The organism is Streptomyces sp. SID4985 (genome assembly GCF_009863025.1).
Taxonomy (GTDB): Bacteria; Actinomycetota; Actinomycetes; order Streptomycetales; family Streptomycetaceae; genus Streptomyces.
In genome coordinates this window covers 1-665 of sequence record NZ_WWIR01000345.1, presented here as the reverse complement: position 1 = coordinate 665, position 665 = coordinate 1, and the positions used below count along the sequence as shown (strand labels likewise).

At 80.5% G+C, this 665-nt stretch carries 1 pseudogene; it reads left to right on the top strand.

Features of this window, described 5'->3' with window-relative positions:
- Positions 1-665: pseudogene (locus GTW40_RS14475) on the top strand (PucR family transcriptional regulator); the annotation flags it as partial.

Below are 665 nucleotides of genomic sequence, written 5' to 3'. Positions count from 1 at the left end.
CGCGGCCGGGCCCACGCCCGGAGGAGACACGTCCGACGCGCTGCCGGGCCACGTCACGCCTCACCGCCCCGGCACCACCACCCACCGATCCCCCACCGACACCCACCCGGGAGCCACACCCGACCCCCACTCCCCTTCCCCGGCCGGCCGCCAGGCCCCGTCCTCCGCCACCGACACCCACCACGGCACCCACCTCGCCGCCTACGCCCTCGGCACCGGCGGCGGGTTCGTGCTCGGTGTCGCGGCCGCGCGACGCACCCCCGGGGACCACACCATCGCGTCCGTCGCCGCCGTGCTGCTCTCGCTGCTGACCGGGGAGCATCAGAGCGGGGCCGGGGCGGACCGGTCCTCGGCGCTGGTGCGGATGCTGCTGGGGGCGGGGGCCGAGGAGGTCGTGCCGTTGCTGCGGCCGGGGCGGGAGCCCTGGGTCGTCGTGCACGCGCGGCCCGAGGGAAGGGCGCCGGACGCGGTGGCGGCCGCCGCGCTGGGGGCGGCGCTGGGCTCGCCGCTGACCGACCTCGCGCGGGACGTCGTAAGGGTGCTGGTGCCCGGCGGGCGGGAGCCGGAGCCGCAGCCCGGGTGGACGCTCGGGGTGAGCGCGCCCGCACAGCCCGCGGACTGGGCCGCCGCCGACGCGCAGGCGGCCCGCGCGCTGGCCCGCGCCC